Consider the following 17,018-nt stretch of genomic DNA (forward strand, 5'->3'; position numbering starts at 1 on the left):
GAGGCCTTCACCGATCCGGCTGGCGCATCCATGAGGATCGGCGGTCGCGCACGATTGGCATGTCTCGCCATCCTTGCGCTGGGCGCGTGCGGCGAACGGGGTGAAGGTACGCCGGATCGTCGGGATGACCAGCCGGCAGAGCGCATCGTATGCGCACACCCTGGCGCTCCGCTCACGCGCGATTGTACGGTGGAGCGCAGCCGAGGGGAGGGAGGCGTGATCCTCACGATCCGCCACCCGGACGGCGCGTTTCGCCGATTGCTGGTCGGCGGCGACGGTCGCGCAGTCACGGCCGCGGATGGCGCGCAGCAGGCGAGCGCCCGCATTGTCGATGGCGGTGAGACCGAAATCACGTTGGCCGGCGACCGCTATCGCCTTCCCGCAACCGTCGAAGACACGACGCCATGATGCCGGTCGACGGGCGGTCCATAGTGACGGCCGATGAGATGCGCGCCGCCGAAGACGTCGCAATCGCGGGCGGCGCGACCGTGGAAAGCCTGATGGATCGCGCCGGCCGTGAAATCGCCACGGCGGTTCGCCGTCTGGCCGGTGCTTCCCCGATCCTGATCCTCTGCGGGCCGGGGAATAATGGCGGGGATGGCTATGTCGCGGCGCGCCTCCTGAAGGAGGCCGGACTGGACGTGCGCGTTGCGGCGCTTTCCGAACCGCGAACCGAAGCCTCTAGGGCTGCACGGCATCGGTGGAGCGCAGCGGTCGAGCCGTTCGCCGAAGCGGCCCCCGCACCCATCATTGTGGACGCGCTGTTCGGTATCGGCCTGTCGCGCCCGCTCGAAACGGGCGCGGCAACGAAATTTGCTGAGCTGGTCGAAACGGCCACGCTGTCGATCGCGATCGATCTGCCGAGCGGGATATCGTCCGACGACGGATGCATCCTAGCCGAAGTACCGAGCTTCGATGTCACGCTGGCGCTGGGCGCAGTCAAGCCGTCCCACCTGCTGCAACCCGCGGCGAACCTGTGCGGCAAGGTCCGCATCCTCGATATCGGCGTGCCGACCCGCTCCAGGGCGCGCGTGCTGGACCGCCCGGCGCTGACCCCGCCCGGCCCGGAAGCGCATAAATTCACGCGCGGGATGGTCGCGGTGATCGGCGGCGCGATGCCGGGGGCCGCTCGCCTCGCCAGCCTCGCCGCGATGCATGCCGGTGCCGGATACGTCCTGCTGCTCGGCGATGCGCAAGGCGCGCCGGACGCAATAGTGCACAAGCCGTTCTACCCAGAAGCGCTGTCCGACGTACGGATCGGGGCGCTGCTCGTCGGCCCCGGTTTGGGGCGCGATGCGGAGGCACAGGCGAAGCTGGACGCGGCGTTGGCGACCGATCGTCCCCTCGTCATCGATGGCGACGCGCTCCACCTGATCGATCCGGATGCGATCAAGCGCCGGTCGGCCCCGGTGATCCTCACCCCGCACGGGGGTGAATTTACCGGGATGTTCGGGCGATCCGACGCCAACAAGATCGACGCCGCGCGGCAAGCCGCCGTCCGGTCGGGTGCGATCGTCGTCTTCAAGGGGGCGGACACGGTGATCGCTGCGCCGGATAAGCGGGCAACCGTGTCCCGATCCGCGAGCGTCTGGCTTTCGACCGCCGGGACGGGCGACGTGCTGGCCGGCACGATCGCCGCGGTGCTCTCCACCGGAATCGAACCGTACGATGCGGCCTCGGCCGGTGTGTGGCTGCATGGCGACGCCGCTCGCCGCCTTGGCCCGGCGTTCGTCGCGGATGATTTGGCGCGGGCGCTGACCGCGGCTAGGGCGTCGCTATGACCGATACGATCCTCCGCGTCGCCGCGCGTGGCGAAGGCGTCACCGCCGATGGCCGACACGCTCCCCTGGCCGCGCCCGGCGACACGCTGACCGCGGCATTCGAGGTCATTCCCGGCCCGCATCACCAGACGCCGCCATGCCGTCACTTCCCGACCTGTGGGGGGTGCCAGCTCCAGCATCTCGATGACCAAAGCTATTCCGCCTTCATCGTCGATCGCATCGCAGGCGCGCTCGCGGCGCATGACCTGACCGCTGAGATCCGCACGCCGAAGCTGTCGCCCCCGAAGACGCGCCGACGTGCCGCGTTGCAGGCGGAAATGAAGAACGGCCGCGTCCAGATAGGGTTCAGCGAGAATGCCAGCCATACGCTGGTGGACATTCAGGAATGCTGGATCCTCACGCCGGAATTGTTTGCGGTGAGCGCACCATTGAGGACATTGCTCGCAAATTTTCTCAAGAAGAACCGCCGCGCGCGCTTGCATCTGACCCAGGCGGATCAGGGCATCGACCTGCTGGTCGAAGGGATCGAGGCCGAAGGGCTCGACGCCGCCGAGGCGATCAGCGCATTCTGCCAGAAACATGGCGTGGCGCGCTTTGCGATCGACAGCGGCTATGGTGCCGAAATCCGCTGGGAGCCCGAACCCGTCACCATTTCACTGAGCGGCGTACCCGTCGCTCTGCCGACCGCATCGTTCCTGCAGGCGACCCGCGAAGGCGAAGCGGCCTTGATCGAGGCTGTGCTGGAGGGCGTAGGGGGCGCCACGACCGTCGCCGATCTGTTCGCCGGTCTCGGCACGTTCACCTTCGCGCTGTCGGGGAAGGTCTATGCCGGCGAGGCCGCGCGCGAGGCGATCCTGGCGCTGAAGTCGGCTGCGGCGCGGACAGGTCGCACGATCTTCGCCGATCACCGCGACCTTTATCGGCGCGCCCTGACAACCGCCGAACTGGATCGCTTCGAGGCGCTGGTGCTCGATCCGCCCCGCGCCGGCGCGCGCGAACAGGCGTTGCTCGCAGCACCGTCGAAGGTGCCAGTCATCGTCTATGTATCCTGCAATCCCAGCAGCTTCGCCCGCGATGCCCAAATTTTGTGCGAAGGTGGCTTTGCGCTGGAATGGATCCAGCCGGTCGGCCAGTTCCGCTGGTCAACGCACGTTGAACTCGCTGCAAAATTTTCCCGGTGATTCGCGTCAGTCGGGATAGGTCGCCCCGATAAAGAACAACCCATCCGGCGGCGCATTCAGCCCTAGCCGTGTGCGGTTTTTCGCGGCCAGTGCATCGGCAAGATCGTCCGCCGACCATTTGCGTTGCCCGACCAGTGCCAGACATCCCACCATCGAGCGCACCTGATGATGCAGGAAGGAGCGGGCGGAGGCGAACACGCTCAACCTATCACCCGTCCGGACCACGTCCAGCCGGTCCAGCGTCCGCAACGGACTGTTCGCCTGACAATGCGCCGATCGGAAGGTCGTGAAGTCATGCCGCCCGATCAACCGCGCGGCGCCCTCCGCCATCGCCTCGGCATCAAGACCCTTGGGCACGCGCCATGCCAGCCCGCGCTCCCATGTCAGCGGCGCCCGGCGAAGCACGATGCGATATTCGTAACTCCGTCCGATGCAGGAAAAGCGCGCATGCCAATCGTCCGGCACGATCATGCACTCCAGGATCGCGACGGGGGCGGGCCGCAGCTTCGCGTTGATCGCCTCCGACAAGCGGAACGGCGCGATGTCGCGCGCGATATCGACATGCGCCCGCATCGCCGTCGCATGAACGCCCGCATCGGTCCGGCCGGCCGAATGCACCGCAACCTCTTCGCCGGTGGCCGCAAGGATTGCCGCCTCGATCGCCGCCTGGACGCTTGGCGACACGCTCTGGCGCTGCCATCCGGCGAAGGGGCGCCCGTCATACTCGACGGTCAGCGCGAACCGCGTCAAAGCTGCGACCCTGCCGGGATCGGAAAGCCGCGTAGCAATTCACCCGCCGACATGACGCCACGTGCCGCGCGCTGGAGTGAAGTCGGGCGAATACAGTTGTCTCCACATCGTATCGTCAGCCGATCGTCCAGAACGCTGCCTGGCGTTCCGTCGGCACCTTCCGTCACCTCCGCCGCCAGCACCCGCACACGTTCGCCGGCAAATTCGAACCACGCCCCCGGCGGATTGAAACCGCGCACCTGCCGTTCGACCGTCACCGCATCGGCCATGAAATCCAGCCGCGTCTCCGCCTTGTCGATCTTCGGCGCATAGGTGACGCCGTCGTCCGGCTGATCCATTGCGGGGTGGGCGTCGATGTCGGACAGCACTCGCACCATCAACGCCGCACCCATCACGCTGAGCTCGTCCGTCAGCATTCCGGCCGTCTTGCCGTCGATCGGCGTCCGTCCCTCCAGCCGCACCGGTCCGGTATCGAGTCCCGCCTCCATCTGCATGATTCCCACGCCGGTTTCGATGTCACCGGCAAGGATCGCGCGCTGGATCGGTGCCGCGCCCCGCCAGCGCGGCAGCAGCGACGCGTGGACGTTAAGGCACCCGAGACGCGGCGCATCCAGTACGGCGCGTGGCAGGATCAGACCGTAAGCCGCGACGACCGCGACATCCGCGTCGAAGGCAGCGAACTCCGCCTGTGCCTCCGGATCGCGCAGGGACAACGGCGTCCGCACAGTGATACCCAGCGCCTCGGCGCGCGCCTGAACCGGGGAGGGGGTCACCGCCTTGCCCCGGCCGCTACGCCGCGCGGGTTGGCTGTACGACGCAACGACGTCGTGACCGGCATCGACCAGCGCCTGAAGCACCGGCACGGAGAATTCGGGCGTACCCATGAAGATTATGCGCATGCCCGACGCTCTGGCCGCATGGCATTCGCTCGCGCAACCCCCTATCTGTTCTGCATGGCCTCTCCCGAAATCGATGCCCTGACTCTGGCGCTTGCCCGGTTGCCGGGTCTCGGCCCCAGGTCGGCGCGCCGGGCGGTACTTCACCTGCTCAAGAAGCGGGAGACTGCGCTGGCGCCGTTGCTCACTGCTCTGAGTGCGGTGAAGGATAATCTGGCAACCTGTTCTAACTGCGGAAATATCGACACGACCAATCCGTGCGGGATTTGCGCGGACCATCGCCGCGACGCCCGTGCGCTTTGCGTGGTCGAGGAGGTCGCCGATCTCTGGGCGCTCGAACGCTCGCGGCTTTTCCCGGGCCGCTTCCACGTTCTGGGTGGCCGGCTGTCCGCCCTCGAAGGCATCCGCCCCGAAGATCTGGCGATCGATTCGCTCGTTCGCCGGGTGGAATCCGGCGGCGTGGACGAAGTCGTCCTTGCCATGAACGCCACGCTGGAAGGCCAGACAACTGCGCATTACGTCGCGGAACGCATCGAGCGCTTCCCCGTCCGGGTCACCCAGCTCGCGCACGGCCTGCCGGTCGGCGGAGAACTGGATTACCTCGACGAAGGCACACTCGCCCAGGCGTTACGGGCCAGACGCCCCGTCGCCTGAGCCACTATCGCCGCGATACCGCGAAGCGCCTCGATTTTTCTTCGCCACGTCTCCGCGCCTCCGCGCGAACACATCTTCTCCTGCCACCCTCTATGAAGCCACAAGTCAACTTGACGCCTCGCCATCGCTTTCCTAGCTCGCACGCATGGCAATCCTAGACATTCTCGAAGTTCCCCACCCCGGCCTGCGCGCCGTCGCGAAGCCCGTGCCCGAGGTGACCGATGCGGTCCGCGCGATCGTGTCCGACATGTTCGACACGATGTACGACGCGCGCGGCATCGGCCTCGCCGCGACGCAGGTCGGCATCGAACAACGCATCGTCGTGATCGACCTGCAGGAACCCGATAGCGACGAAGAGGACGCCAAGCCCGTCCGCAATCCACACGTCTTCATCAATCCCGAACTGACCGCCGTTAGCGACGAACTCGGCAGCTATAACGAGGGCTGCCTGTCGATCCCCGAACAATATGCCGAGGTCCAGCGTCCCGCACGCTGCACGATCAGCTGGCTGGACGATAAGGGCGCCTTGCATCAGGGCGAGTTTGACGGGCTGATGGCGACCGCGATTCAGCACGAGATCGACCATCTGAACGGCGTCCTGTTCACCGATCACATCTCGAAACTGAAGCGCGACATGATCATGAAAAAGCTGGCAAAGGCCCGAAAGGCGGCCTGACCCGTGACGCTTTGATACCCGCGACCTGGGGCGGGGCGCAGACTGGTAAATTTGGTTACTACAAATTGACAAGCGTATTGGCGGGGTAGACCACACGGCATCCATCGTTCCGGAGTCGTTTTCTATGAATCGTTCGCTCGTCTTCATTCTGCTCTCTGCCACCGCGCTCGCCGGATGCGCGACGACTCAAACGCCCGATGCCGCTCCGATCGCTGACACACCTGCTTCGACTCCAGCCGCGCCGGCGGCAAAGCCGGCATATGGCACGTTCGGCTTCGACACCGCGGGCATGGACCGCGCCGTGCAGCCGGGGGACAGCTTCTACAATTATGCCAGCGGCACCTGGACGAAGACCACGCCGATCCCGGCGGACAAGTCCAATTACGGCGCGTTCAACATCCTGTCCGACCTGTCTGAATCCCGCACGCGCGGCATTCTCGACGAGCAGGCGAAGGATCCGTCGTCCAAGATCGGTATCGCCTATGCGACCTATCTCGACCGCGCGGCGATCGATGCGAAGGGCATGGCCCCGATCCAGCCGATGATGACCAGGATCAAGGGCGCGACCAAGAAGAGCTATTCGGCATTGATCGGTGAATTGTCGCGCGACGGCGTCGGCGCGCCGATCGCTGGCGGCGTGGGTCAGGACGACAAGAACCCGAATGCCTATGTCTTCGGCATCTATCAGTCCGGCCTCGGCTTGCCCGATCGCGATTACTATCTCAGCAAGGACGCCAAGCTGGCGGCGGCGAAGACGGCGTATCAGTCGCATATCGCGAAGATGTTCACGCTGGCGGGCGAACCGAATGCGGCGGCCCGCGCCAAGGCGATCGTAGATTTCGAAACGGAAATCGCCCGTGTCAGCTGGACCCGGATCGACAGCCGCGACGCGACCAAGACGTATAACAAGATGACCGTCGCGCAATTGCAGAAGCTGGCGCCCGGGTTCGACTTCGCCGCGATGTTCAATGCGGGCGGCGCGCAGGGCGTGACCGACGTCGTGGTGGCGCAGCCGACCGCGATCGCCGCGATCTCGAAGCTTGTCGCGGCCGCGCCGATCGGCGTGCTGCGCGACCAGTTGATTTTCAAGGCGCTGGGCAATTTCGCCGACGTGCTGCCCAAGCCGCTGGATGACGAGCGTTTCGCTTTCTACGGCACGACGCTTGGCGGTACGCCGCAGCAGGAGGAGCGCTGGAAGCGGGCCGTGCAGTTCACCAGCGGTTCGCTGGATGACGAGGTCAGCAAGCTGTACGTCGCGAAGTATTTCCCGCCCGAAACAAAGGCTGCGGCGGATACCCTCGTCAAGAACATCATCTCCGCAATGGATACGCGCATTGACCAGCTGGAATGGATGGCGCCCGAAACCAAGGTGAAGGCGCATGCCAAGCTGGCCGCGTTCGTCCCCAAGATCGGCTATCCGGACCGGTGGAAGGATTATTCCGGCCTGCAGATCGTCGCCGGCGACGCGTTCGGCAACAACGTTCGCGCGAACCGGTTCCAGCACGATTACCAGACGAGCAAGCTGGGCAAGCCGGTCGAGCGTTGGGAGTGGGGCATGACCCCGATGACGGTGAACGCCTATGCCAATTTCGGCATGGTCGAGATCGTCTTCCCGGCGGCGATCCTGCAGCCTCCGTTCTTCGATCCGGCCGCCGATCCGGCGGTCAATTACGGCGGCATCGGCGCGGTAATCGGTCACGAGCTAAGCCATCACTTCGACGATCAGGGTGCGAAGTACGACGCGTCCGGCACCCTGTCCGATTGGTGGACCCCGGCCGACGTCAAGAACTTCAACGCACTGACAGGCAAGGTCGTGGCGCAGTATGACGCCTATGAACCTCTGCCGGGCATGCATGTGAAGGGTGCGCTGACGCTGGGCGAGAACATGGCGGATCTCGCCGGGCTGACCGTGGCGTATGACGCGTATCGCAAGTCGCTGAACGGCGCCGAGGCACCGGTGATCGACGGCTTTACCGGCGATCAGCGCTTCTATCTCGGCTGGGCGCAGGTCTGGCGTCGCAGCTACCGCGAGGCGACGTTGCGCCAGCGCCTGCTGACCGATCCGCACAGCCCATCGGAACAGCGTACGTCGATCGTCCGCAACATGGACCCGTGGTACGGTGCGTTCCAGCCAAAGCCGGGCGAGAAGCTATACCTGGCGCCCGCCGACCGGTTGAAGGTCTGGTAAGCGGGTTTTCAACCGTCGTCCGCGGGGGATTGTCGGGGGTATTCAGGGGCAGGTTCCGCTTTTGGCACGGAACGGCCGGTTTCGAATCGGTAATCCCTTGACGCCCCCGCCACGCCCCCCCAAGAACCCCGGTGATGGCCAGCCCCCCCGCAGTTTCCGATCACCACACCGCCCGAAGCGCCGCCCTGATCGCCGGGGGCGGCGGTGTCGCGGCGGCGTTGGTCGTGCTGGGGTTGATCGGCAACCCCGTCGTCGCCGGGGCTTTCCTCGCGACGGGGCTCGTGGTCGCGGGAACGCTGGTCGCAATCCGCCGGCTGTTTCCGGCCACGCGCGGCAAGCCGGCGGAGCCGGACTGGAGCGTCGCGCGCGCTTTGGCCAGCGCCAGCCCGGATGCGGTCGCGATCACCGACCGGGCCGGCCGGTTGATCTGCGCCAACGATCGCTACGAGGAACTGTTCGCGGGCTTTCCGACACCGCCCGGCCTACCGATCGACGACAACGGTGTCGACCGGCTGAGCGGGGCAGGGCGGGCCGCATGGCGAGACGGCACAGCGCAGGTCGAGCGGCTGCTGGCCCGCGGCACGCCGCTCGCCGCATTCGTCGAACGCGCTGGCCAGGCGGAGGATCTGCTCGTCTGGCGCTTCCGCGGTGCCGAAGGGCTCGACATGGCCGCCTCGGTGGAGGGGCTGATCGTCGGACCGACCGGCGACCGGCTCGGTTCCGCCGGCATAATGACCGTATTGATCGGTCCGGAAGGGCGCATCCGCAGCGCGAACCGCGTGTTCCGCGCCCGCGCTATGGGGCAGGACGACGGAGCGGCCTCGGGCCGCGACTTTGCCCGTTTCCTGATCACCGACGATCACGGACAGGTGCGGTTCGAACGCGAAGGGCTGAACGGCGTGCCGTTACGCGTGCTGCAGATCCCGTTCCTCGAAGGGGACGACGCGCCGATGCTGGTCGCCCTGCTCGACGAGGAAGCCAATGTCGCCACACCGGCGATCGGCGGCAATGCGACGGCGCATGTCCGCAGTCTCGTCAGCCTGATGCCCTTCGGCATGGCGCTGGTCGACCGCGACGGACGCTTCATCCAGATGAACGACGCGTTCGCGCGCGCCGCGCAGGTCGATCCGCACGCGCCGCCGCTCTATCCCGGCGATCTGCTGGTGCGTGAGGACAAGGGCGTGGTGGCGGATGCGATCCGTCGCTTCGCCAACGGCGCGACGCATTCCACCGACCTCGCGGTACGGCTGAAGGATCATCCGGACGAGCCGGTCGCGCTGTCGATCGCCGGCGCGCGCGGGCTTGGCGAGGCGGCGGTGCTGCTCAGCCTGAAGGACAATGGCGAGGAAACGCGGCTAAAGCGTGAAGTCGCGCAGGCGACCAAGATGCAGGCCGTTGGCCAATTGGCGGGCGGCGTCGCGCACGATTTCAACAACATCCTGACCGCGATCATCGGACATTGCGATCTCATGCTGATGCGCCACACGCCGGGCGACAGTGATTATGACGACATCCAGCAGATCCGCGCCAATTCGAACCGCGCGGCAAGCCTGACACGCCAGTTGCTGGCGTTCTCGCGTCAGCAGACCCTGCGCCCGCAAGTGCTGCAATTGCCGGACGTGATCTCCGAAGTGTCGAACCTGCTCAAGCGCTTGCTGGGTGAAACGGTGACGTTGACGGTCAAGCACGGGCGCAGTCTTGGCGCCGTGCGCGCGGATCCGGGGCAGCTCGAACAGGTCGTCGTCAACCTCGCGGTCAATGCGCGCGATGCCATGATGGCCAAAGGCGGCGGCGGCATCCTGTCGATCCAGACCAAGGGCGTTTCCGCGGCGCAGGTTCGCCACATGGGCAACGATATCCTACCGATCGCCGACTATGTCGCGCTGGAGATCGCGGACACCGGCACCGGTATCCCGCCCGAAATCCTGCCGAAGATCTTCGAGCCGTTCTTTACGACCAAGGAAGTCGGCAAGGGCACCGGCCTGGGCCTGTCCACCGTGTACGGCATCGTCAAGCAATCCGGCGGCTATATCTTTGCGGACAATAACAAGGGCGGGGCGGGGACGACCTTCACGATCTTCCTGCCGGTCCACACCGCCACCGCCGCGCCAGAACCCGTGCGCCCGCCCGTGGTGGTGAAGGAGAAGGCGTCCGATCTGTGGGGCACGGGCACGATCCTGCTGGTCGAGGACGAGGACATGGTGCGCGCGATCGCCGAGCGTGCGCTGGTGCGCCAGGGCTATACCGTTCTGACCGCGGAACATGGCGAGGCCGCGCTGGAAGTGCTGGCACGCAACGACCGGCCGGACCTGCTCATTTCGGACGTGATGATGCCGATCATGGACGGCCCGACGATGGTGCGGAAGGCGCGCGAGCGGTACCCCGATCTCCCGATCCTGTTCATGTCCGGCTATGCGGAGGAAACGCTGCGCAAGTCGATCGATCTGGACAATGTCCAGTTCCTCGCCAAACCCTTTTCAGTGCAGCAACTTGCCGAAGCGGCTCGCACCGTTCTGGCTTCGAAATAGGTTGGCGCGCGCAGGGGCTTTGGCTAAGGCCGTCGCATGACGTCTCCACAGCGCATCCTCGTCGTCGAGGACGAACCCTTGATCGCGATGATGCTGGAGGATTTCCTCGAAGTTCTGGGTAAGGACATGGCGGGTCAGGCCGATAATGTCGGCGACGCGCTGGCGCTCGTCGATGGCGGCGGGATCGATGCCGCGATCCTCGACGTTAACCTGCGCGGCGGTGAAAAGAGCTGGGCGATCGCCGACGCGCTCGCGGAACGCGGCGTACCGTTCGTCTTCGCGACCGGCGGAACGCAGGACGGCCTGATTGAGGAACATCGCGACCGCCCGACCTTGGCCAAGCCCTTCACGATGGACGGCGTTTCCAAGGCGCTCGACGCACTGGCCTGAACGGCCGGGGTTTCCCGGGCGCTGACTGCTTTACCTTTCGGAACACTATCCGGACGGTTTGTGCTTAGCGTGTCGAAGCACTTGGCCATCGCGTCGCTGCCGACGAGACGCGAGCCGCAAAGATAAGGGTATCCAACGCCCGACGGCACCCGTAATTTTCGCATACCCGGTTAGCGGCAAGAATTGTGCCCCGATTCCAACGCCTCCCGACCTCTGAAAAATTCATCTGTTCCGCACTTGTTCTGGCGGAACAAATGCAATACATCTCCAACAGCAATTGAATGCATTTGGTGTTCGGTCTAGCGACGGAGGCTTCTGGTGGCGGTATCTTTGAAGGTCATAGACAGCAAAATGGCAGCAGCTAACGACAAGGCCGCAAACGAGCGTGCCAAGGCTCTCGAAGCCGCACTCGCGCAGATCGATCGTGCGTTCGGCAAGGGTTCGGCAATGAAGCTGGGCTCGAAGGAAGCGATGCAGGTCGAGGCGATCTCGACCGGGTCGCTCGGTCTGGATATCGCGCTTGGCGTCGGTGGTTTGCCGCGCGGTCGCGTGATCGAGATTTATGGTCCTGAATCGTCGGGCAAGACGACGCTTGCGCTGCACGTCATCGCCGAAGCGCAGAAGACCGGCGGTACTGCCGCGTTCGTCGACGCGGAACATGCGCTCGATCCGGTCTATGCGAAGAAGCTGGGCGTCAACATCGACGAACTGATCGTGTCGCAGCCGGATACGGGCGAGCAGGCGCTGGAGATCGTCGACACGCTCGTCCGGTCGAACGCGATCGACGTTCTGGTCGTCGATTCTGTCGCGGCACTCGTTCCACGCGCGGAAATCGAGGGTGAGATGGGCGATAGCCATGTCGGCCTTCAGGCCCGTCTCATGTCGCAGTCGCTGCGCAAGCTGACCGGATCGATCAGCCGCTCGCGCTGCATGGTGATCTTCATCAACCAGCTGCGCATGAAGATCGGCGTGATGTACGGTAATCCGGAAACCACGACGGGCGGCAATGCGCTCAAATTCTATGCCAGCGTGCGTCTCGACATCCGCCGGACCGGACAGATCAAGGATCGTGAGGAAATCATCGGCAACACCACGCGGGTGAAGGTCGTGAAGAACAAGGTCGCGCCTCCGTTCAAGCAGGTCGAATTCGACATCATGTACGGTCAGGGTGTGTCCAAGATTGGTGAGATCCTCGATCTGGGCGTCAAGGCGGGGCTGGTCGAGAAATCCGGCGCATGGTTCAGCTATGACAGCGTCCGCATCGGCCAGGGGCGCGAGAATTCGAAGACGTTCCTGAAGAACAATCCGGAAATGTGCGATCGTCTGGAACAGGCGATCCGCACGCGGACGGACAAGGTCGCCGAAGAGATGATGGCCGGCCCAGAGCCAGAGGACGACACCGACGAGGTCTGAGGTCCAGCGCCGCCCGGCCGACGGGGCGGCGGGATGCCCCGGCTGTCGCGCCGACCGAGGCTCCGTGACCTCGAAAGGCGATAAAGCGAATATCGGTCGCTGGGTATCGCGACGGAAATTACACGGCGGCGTGCCCGTATCGCGCGTCGCACACACATGGAAAGGCTCGCCCGCGCTGGCGAGCCTTTCGCGTTGGCGTTTGCGGTCGCCGTCGGGCTGACCCACGCCATGTCCGTGGCATTGCAGTGGATTTACCGGCCGCAGCGTGATTAGGGTCGATCCGGAACAGACAGACCGGAGCGCGCCATGACCTTGATCGTTCATCACCTCGAAAATTCGCGCTCGCAACGCATCCTGTGGATGCTCGAGGAACTCGGCCTGCCTTACGAGATCAAGCGATACGAACGCGACAAGGTGACGATGCTTGCCCCGCCCGAATTGCGCGCCGTGCATCCGCTGGGCAAATCGCCGGTGCTCGAAGACACCGAATCCGCTGGCGGTCGCGTGATCATCGAAACGGGGGCGATCTGCGAATATCTGGTCGAGAAGGCCGACGGCAAGCTCGGCGCACCTGCGCATCGCGATTCGGCATTATTGTACCGGCAGTTCCTGCATTATGCCGAAGGCTCGATGATGCCGCCGCTGCTTCTGCTGCTGGTCCTCGGTCGAATCCCGTTCTTCGGCAAGCGCGCGATCAAGCGGGTCCAGCCGATGGCCGCCGTCCATCTCGATTTCGTCGAAAGCGAACTTGCCAAGCGCCCGTGGCTCGCCGGCGAGGAACTGACCGCCGCCGACATCATGATGAGTTTCCCGCTGGAGGCGGCACGCGGTCGCGCCGGGCTGGATGGCTCGAGGCCAGCGACGATCGCATGGTTGAACAAGATCCACGCGCGCCCAGCCTACCAGACCGCGCTCAAGAAGGGCGGCCCCTACGCCTATGCGTAAGGGCCGTACCTTCGCTCAACCCTGAAAGCTGTCGCGATCGACCTTCGGGCCTGTACCCGCAGGGGCGGGGAGCGGTTCGATGACTGGCGATTCCAGCGGGTCGAGCTGCCCCTCCCACTTCGCGATCACCGCGCTCGCGACGGCGTTGCCGACCACGTTGGTGGCGGATCGGCCCATGTCGAGGAAGTGATCGACGGCGACGATCAGCAGCAGCCCGGCCTCCGGAATATCGAAGAAGGCGAGCGTCGCCGCGATGACGACCAGGCTGGCGCGCGGCACGCCCGCCACGCCCTTCGACGTGACCATCAGGACGAGTAGCATCAGGATCTGGTGCCCGAGCGTCAGCGGAATGCCATACGCCTGCGCGATGAACATCGTCGCGAAGGTCATGTAGATCATCGACCCGTCCAGGTTGAACGAATAGCCCAGCGGCAGCACGAAGCTGGCGATGCGCGGCGGGACGCCGAACCGGTCCAGCGCCTCCAGCGTACGCGGATAGGCGGCTTCCGACGATGCGGTCGAGAAAGCGAGCAGCAGCGGCTCGCGAATATACCGCACCAACTGTGTCGTCCGCGGCCCGACGATCAGGAAGCAAACCCCGATCAACAGGCACCACAGGATGCCCATGCCGATGTAGAAGGTCCCCATAAAATAGGCGAGGCTGGCGATGATCGACGGTCCGCGTTCGGCGAGCGTCCCCGCCACCGCGGCGAACACCGCAAACGGCGCGAACCGCATGACATAGTTCGTCACCTGCAGCATTACCTGCGCCAGCGCGTCGATCCCGCGGACCAGGGGCGCGGCCTTCTCGCCCACCGCGGTGATCGCGACGCCGACGAACAGCGAGAATACGACGATCTGCAGGATCTCGTTCTTGGCCATCGCATCGACCATCGATGCGGGTACGATATGGGTGATGAAGTCCTTCAGGTTGAACGCGGCGCGATCGATACCGCTTGCCGCCTCCGCGGGCGGGATCGGGATCGCCAGTCCGACGCCCGGCTGGAAGAAGTTGACCAGCACCAGCCCGAGCAGCAGCGAGACGAGGCTCGCGCACAGGAACCAACCGACCGCGCGGAACCCGATGCGCCCCAGCGCCTGCGTATCGCCCATATGCGCGATGCCGACGACCAGGGTGGAGAAGACCAGAGGCGCGATGATCATCTTGATCAGGCGCAGGAACAGGGCAGTGACGATCGAGAAATACCCGGCGATCTCGCCCGCGAACTTAGTGCCCGCGCCGCCATTGTCGTCATAATAGCCGTTGACCGCGAGGCCCACGATCATGCCGGCGACAAGGCCGATCAGGATAAAATAGGTAAGGCGCTTGCCCATGAATGCTCCGGTGTTCGTACGTGGCGGCCAAGGAAGGGGATTGCGGGCGCGCGGTCAAGCGCCGTATCGCTGGGCCATGCCCGATGCCAAGCCCAATCGCCGCCAGCTGATCGCCGCCGCCGCCGTACTGCCGATGCTCACGATACCCCGGATCGTCCGGGCCGCGGAACCCGACCTGTCGGGTTTATCCGACATGACCAAGGGCATGGCACCGACCGGTCAGGCGGAGCGGAACCAGCGGATCGCGCGCGCGCAATCGCTGATGAAGGCGCAGGGGATCGGCGCCGTGCTGGTCGAGGCGGGATCGTCGCTGACCTATTTCACCGGCGTCCGCTGGGGCCGGAGCGAGCGGCTGACCTGCGTCGTCATCCCGGTCGAGGGAACGCCGTGCATCGTCACGCCCTTTTTCGAGGAGCCATCGGTCCGCGAAACGCTGGGCATCACAGCGGACGTACGCGTCTGGCAGGAAGACGAGGATCCGCTCGCCCTCGTCGCGGGCTTCCTGCGCGATCGCAAGCTGTCAGCGCAGCCGATCGGCATCGAGGAAACCGTCCGCTACTTCGCCGTCAACGGGCTGGCGCGCGCATTGCCGGGCGCGCGCATCGTCTCTGCAAACCCGGTCGTGCGCGGCTGCCGTGGCATCAAGACCGCGGCCGAGATCGCGCTGATGCAGCTCGCGACCGACGTCACGATCGCCGCCTATCGCTGGACGTATCCCCGGATCGAGAAGGGGATGACCAACGGCAATGTCGGCGCGCTGATGAACGCCGCGACGCGCCAGCTGGGCGGCAGTCCGGAATTCGCTTTGGTCCTGATCGGCGAGGCCGCCGCCTATCCGCACGGCAGCAAGAAACCGCAGGTCGTGGCGGACGGCCAGATCGTGCTGATGGACTGCGGCTGCACCGTGCAGGGCTATCAATCCGACGTATCCCGCACCTTCGTCTTCGGTTCGGCGACGGCACGGCAGCGCATCGTCTGGGATCAGGTCGCGCGCGGCCAACAGGTCGCGTTCGCCGCGGCCAGGATCGGCGCGACCGCGGGCAGCGTCGATGATGCGGTCCGTCGATATTATGCGTCGATCGGCTACGGCCCCGACTACAAGCTTCCCGGTCTGTCGCACCGGACCGGGCACGGCATCGGGATGGACGGACACGAACCCGTCAATCTGGTGCGCGGCGAGACGACCCGGCTGGCGGCGGGCATGTGCTTTTCGAACGAACCGGGCCTGTACATTCCCGGCGGGTTCGGCGTGCGGCTGGAGGATTGCTTCCACATGACCGACGCCGGACCGCAATGGTTCTCGCGCCCGCCATCCTCGATCGACGCGCCGTTCGGGTGAGCGCTCCCGCGTCCGGCCCGGTGCCGGTCCTGATAAATGCCGGCGGAGGCACGGCGGCACGGATGGGCGACACGCTCGAACCGTCCGTCCGTGCGGCGTTCGATCGCGCCGGGGTGACGATCGACCTGCATCTGATCGACGGCTGCGACATGCAGGAGGCGGTAGCGAAACGCGCGCACCTGCCGGTGGTGGTCGTGGGCGGCGGCGACGGCACGATCGGATGCGCGGCGGGCGAGGTGCGGAACGGCAAGGCAGCGCTCGGTATTCTTCCGCTCGGCACGCGCAATCATCTGGCCCGCGAACTGGATATCCCGCTGGATCTGGACGAGGCGGCGCGGGTGATCGCAAAGGGCGACAAGCGGCAGATCGACGTCGCGCGTGTCAACGATCATTTTTTCATCAACAACGCATCGATCGGCCTGTATCCCGCGATGGTCCGCGAGCGTGAGGAGGAGCAGGAGGCGCACGGCCTGCCAAAATGGATCGCTGCAATCCCCGCATCGTGGACCGCGCTGAAAAGGCTGCGGCATCATAGCTTGCGGTTGCGGACACCGGCCGCCACTCGCGAGGTCCGGACGCCGATGCTGTTCGTCGGCAACAATCACTATTCGCTGGAGGCGGGGCGCATCGGCAAGCGCGATGCCTTGAACGACGGCCGCCTGTCGGTCTTCGCGCTCGCATCGCGCGGTCGCGCAGCGTTGATCGGGTTCGCCCTGCGCGCCGCGATCGGCAAGGTGAAGCGGCAGGAGGATTTCGCAGCTATCGGCGACGTGCCCGAACTGACCGTCACAGGGCGATCGGACGACGTGGATATCGCGCTGGACGGCGAGGTGCGGACGCTCACCCTGCCACTCGAATTCCGCGTCGATCCTGGTGCGCTCACCGTCATCGCGCCGCCGCTGGCCCCCCAAGCCTGACACCGGCTCCGACCTTTCCCGATAT

15 protein-coding genes are annotated in these 17,018 nt (G+C 65.4%); 12 read left to right on the plus strand and 3 right to left on the minus strand.

Features of this window, described 5'->3' with window-relative positions; translation table 11 throughout:
- Positions 1-216 precede the first annotated feature (216 nt).
- From H5J25_RS20665 to H5J25_RS09050, 3 genes are read left to right on the plus strand one after another with little or no spacing between them, the layout of a single operon-like run.
- On the plus strand, positions 217-408 hold the full coding sequence (locus H5J25_RS20665) for a hypothetical protein (RefSeq protein ID WP_225883461.1): 192 nt from the start codon (positions 217-219) through the stop codon (positions 406-408).
- A complete protein-coding gene (locus tag H5J25_RS09045) occupies positions 405-1,781 on the plus strand; it encodes an NAD(P)H-hydrate dehydratase (protein ID WP_202095781.1) in 1,377 nt (458 codons plus the stop codon). The genes H5J25_RS20665 and H5J25_RS09045 overlap by 4 nt, the downstream gene beginning before the upstream one ends.
- Positions 1,778-2,962, plus strand: coding sequence for a class I SAM-dependent RNA methyltransferase (locus tag H5J25_RS09050; protein ID WP_202095783.1), 1,185 nt, complete (start codon positions 1,778-1,780; stop codon positions 2,960-2,962). Before H5J25_RS09045 ends, H5J25_RS09050 begins: the two co-directional genes overlap by 4 nt.
- A gap of 6 nt (positions 2,963-2,968) precedes the next feature.
- Here the strand turns inward: H5J25_RS09050 and truA are convergent, their stop codons facing one another.
- Together truA and fmt are read right to left on the minus strand one after the other, a co-directional pair.
- Positions 2,969-3,712 (minus strand): tRNA pseudouridine(38-40) synthase TruA, encoded by a 744-nt coding sequence (truA, locus tag H5J25_RS09055; protein ID WP_202095785.1) that lies wholly within the window; start codon positions 3,710-3,712, stop codon positions 2,969-2,971.
- A complete protein-coding gene (fmt, locus tag H5J25_RS09060) occupies positions 3,709-4,611 on the minus strand; it encodes a methionyl-tRNA formyltransferase (protein WP_202095786.1) in 903 nt (300 codons plus the stop codon). Before fmt ends, truA begins: the two co-directional genes overlap by 4 nt.
- Positions 4,612-4,665: 54 nt before the next feature.
- On the opposite strand from fmt, the gene recR reads away from it, so the two are divergent.
- The 7 genes from recR (at position 4,666) to H5J25_RS09095 (ending at position 13,402) form a co-directional block, all read left to right on the plus strand.
- The gene (gene recR / locus H5J25_RS09065; protein ID WP_202096224.1) at positions 4,666-5,262 is read left to right on the plus strand and encodes a recombination mediator RecR; all 597 of its coding nucleotides are present in this window, start codon (positions 4,666-4,668) and stop codon (positions 5,260-5,262) included.
- A gap of 145 nt (positions 5,263-5,407) precedes the next feature.
- Positions 5,408-5,938: a peptide deformylase gene (gene def / locus H5J25_RS09070; protein WP_202095787.1), complete on the plus strand. Its 531-nt coding sequence runs from the start codon at positions 5,408-5,410 to the stop codon at positions 5,936-5,938.
- A gap of 124 nt (positions 5,939-6,062) precedes the next feature.
- Positions 6,063-8,126: a M13 family metallopeptidase gene (locus tag H5J25_RS09075; protein WP_202095788.1), complete on the plus strand. Its 2,064-nt coding sequence runs from the start codon at positions 6,063-6,065 to the stop codon at positions 8,124-8,126.
- Positions 8,127-8,260: 134 nt separating this feature from the next.
- Positions 8,261-10,654: a hybrid sensor histidine kinase/response regulator gene (locus H5J25_RS09080; protein ID WP_202095789.1), complete on the plus strand. Its 2,394-nt coding sequence runs from the start codon at positions 8,261-8,263 to the stop codon at positions 10,652-10,654.
- Positions 10,655-10,690: 36 nt separating this feature from the next.
- Positions 10,691-11,044, plus strand: a complete 354-nt coding sequence (locus tag H5J25_RS09085) for a response regulator (protein ID WP_202095790.1) — start codon at positions 10,691-10,693, stop codon at positions 11,042-11,044.
- A 318-nt stretch (positions 11,045-11,362) separates the two neighbouring features.
- Entirely contained in the window at positions 11,363-12,457 is a 1,095-nt protein-coding gene (gene recA / locus H5J25_RS09090) for a recombinase RecA (protein ID WP_404829598.1), read from the plus strand.
- Positions 12,458-12,763: 306 nt separating this feature from the next.
- The gene (locus H5J25_RS09095) at positions 12,764-13,402 is read left to right on the plus strand and encodes a glutathione S-transferase family protein (RefSeq protein WP_202095792.1); all 639 of its coding nucleotides are present in this window, start codon (positions 12,764-12,766) and stop codon (positions 13,400-13,402) included.
- Between the two features lie 15 nt (positions 13,403-13,417).
- On the opposite strand, the gene H5J25_RS09100 is transcribed toward H5J25_RS09095, so the two are convergent.
- Positions 13,418-14,737 carry a dicarboxylate/amino acid:cation symporter gene (locus H5J25_RS09100; RefSeq protein WP_202095794.1) on the minus strand — a complete coding sequence of 440 codons (1,320 nt, stop codon included), beginning with the start codon at positions 14,735-14,737 and terminating at the stop codon, positions 13,418-13,420.
- Positions 14,738-14,813: 76 nt separating this feature from the next.
- On the opposite strand from H5J25_RS09100, the gene H5J25_RS09105 reads away from it, so the two are divergent.
- Complete coding sequence (locus tag H5J25_RS09105) at positions 14,814-16,076, plus strand: M24 family metallopeptidase (protein ID WP_202095796.1); 1,263 nt, start codon at positions 14,814-14,816, stop codon at positions 16,074-16,076.
- On the plus strand, positions 16,073-16,993 hold the full coding sequence (locus H5J25_RS09110; RefSeq protein ID WP_202095797.1) for a diacylglycerol/lipid kinase family protein: 921 nt from the start codon (positions 16,073-16,075) through the stop codon (positions 16,991-16,993). Before H5J25_RS09105 ends, H5J25_RS09110 begins: the two co-directional genes overlap by 4 nt.
- Positions 16,994-17,018: the final 25 nt, after the last annotated feature.

It is taken from the genome of Sphingomonas aliaeris, assembly GCF_016743815.1.
GTDB classification, from domain to species: domain Bacteria; phylum Pseudomonadota; class Alphaproteobacteria; order Sphingomonadales; family Sphingomonadaceae; genus Sphingomonas; species Sphingomonas aliaeris.